This window comes from Pseudomonas sp. EA_65y_Pfl1_P113 (genome assembly GCF_963970525.1).
In the GTDB taxonomy this organism is placed as follows: Bacteria; Pseudomonadota; Gammaproteobacteria; order Pseudomonadales; family Pseudomonadaceae; genus Aquipseudomonas; species Aquipseudomonas tritici.
Genome location: NZ_CAXAQM010000090.1, coordinates 1 through 1,469, shown reverse-complemented (window position 1 = coordinate 1,469; position 1,469 = coordinate 1). Strand labels below are relative to the sequence as shown.

Annotated in this window: 1 protein-coding gene and 1 pseudogene; one reads left to right on the top strand and one right to left on the bottom strand. The window is 61.2% G+C overall.

Translation table 11 applies throughout. The annotated features are described in order from the left end of the window. Positions 1-120: 120 nt before the first annotated feature. Positions 121-1,271 (bottom strand): IS3 family transposase gene (locus AACY52_RS28385; RefSeq protein ID WP_370468058.1). Its coding sequence is split into 2 segments (ribosomal slippage): positions 121-1,007 and positions 1,007-1,271, totalling 1,152 coding nucleotides; the frame shifts between segments, so codons are not numbered across the junction. A 124-nt stretch (positions 1,272-1,395) separates the two neighbouring features. Between AACY52_RS28385 and AACY52_RS32415 the strand changes: the two are divergent. Further along, positions 1,396-1,469: pseudogene (locus tag AACY52_RS32415) on the top strand (hypothetical protein); the annotation flags it as partial.

The window sequence follows — 1,469 nt, the reverse complement described above, 5'->3', positions numbered from 1 at the left end:
GTTCTTTTTTGGGCTTTTCCTCGATCCACAGCTCTTCCCAGAGATTTCCATTCTCAACATGCTGTTTGAAGAAAGCGATTGTGTCATGGACTTGCCCCGCAAAAGTGGAGAGGCATTTGCTCAACGTGACGCGGTTCGTTCGAACTGCGCGGGGCTGATATAGTCGAGCGCGGAATGGCGCCTGACGGGGTTGTAGAAGCCGTCGATATAGCGGGCAATGGCCTGCGCGGCTTGGTCGCGGGTATAGAAGACGGTGCGCCAGACGAGCTCGGATTTGATCGTCTTGAAGAAGGTCTCCACCATCGCATTATCGTAGCAATTTCCCTTTCCTGACATGGAGATACGGATGCCGTGGCGGTGCAGCTCGGCCTGGTAGTCCACAGAGCAGTATTGGCTGCCGCGGTCCGAATGATGAATGAGCCCTTCGGGCGGACGGCGCATGACGAGGGCCTTGCGCAGGGCGGCCAGCGCCAGATCGCGGTGCAGCCGGTCGCCGACGGCCCACCCGACGACACGGCGGGAGAACAGATCGAGGACCACCGCCAGATAGAGCCATCCCTCCCGCGTCCAGACATACGAGATGTCGACGCCCCATTTCTGGTTGGGTGCCGTCGCCGTAAAATCCTGGTCAATGATGTTCGGCGCGATCGGCCAGCTATGCTCGCTGTCGGTCGTCCGTTTGAATCGACGCTTCTGCCGACCGCGCAGGCCGTTCTCGCGCATCAACCGCGCCGTGCGCCGTCGCCCGATGGCGAAGCCATCATCCTGCAACTCGCGCGTCATGCGCGGACTGCCGTACGTGCCGTTCGACAGCGCAAATGCCGAGCGGACATGCGCCAGCATCACCATGTCATCGCGTTGCCGCCGGCTGGCCGGACGATCCTTCCAGGCGAAATAGCCGCTCTGGCTGACGCCGAGCACCTGGCAGAGGCGGTGTACGGGGAAATCCTTCTTCGCCTGATCGACGAGCGCAAACCTCATCGACTTCCCTCCCGGGCGAAAAAAGCGGTCGCCCGCTTCAGTATGTCGCGTTCTTGTCGAAGGATCTCATTCTCCCGGCGGAGCCGCTTCAACTCGGCTGCCAAATCTGCCTGCGGTGTTTCGCCCGGCATCTCCGTCAACCGATCACGACGACGACCGATCCACCGAACCAGCGTCGACAAACCGACCCCCAGATCTTCCGCAACCTCACGCTGCGTGCGCCCACTGGTCGCCACCAGCCGGACCGCCTCGTCCTCGAATTCCTTTGTAAACCGTCGTTGCTTCGTCATCGAGTTTGCCTTTCACCTCAGGAAAACTCTCCACTTTTCTGAAGCAAGTCCAAGCGGCTGGCCGTCCAGGCGCAGGAGATTGGCGACGCCATCACCCTGATCGATTGAGCTGAGCCTGAGCGGCATCGAGCTGCTCGGCCCGGTGCCAGCGCCCATGGAACGCCGCGCCGGGCGTTATCGTGCTCAGCTACTCTTGCA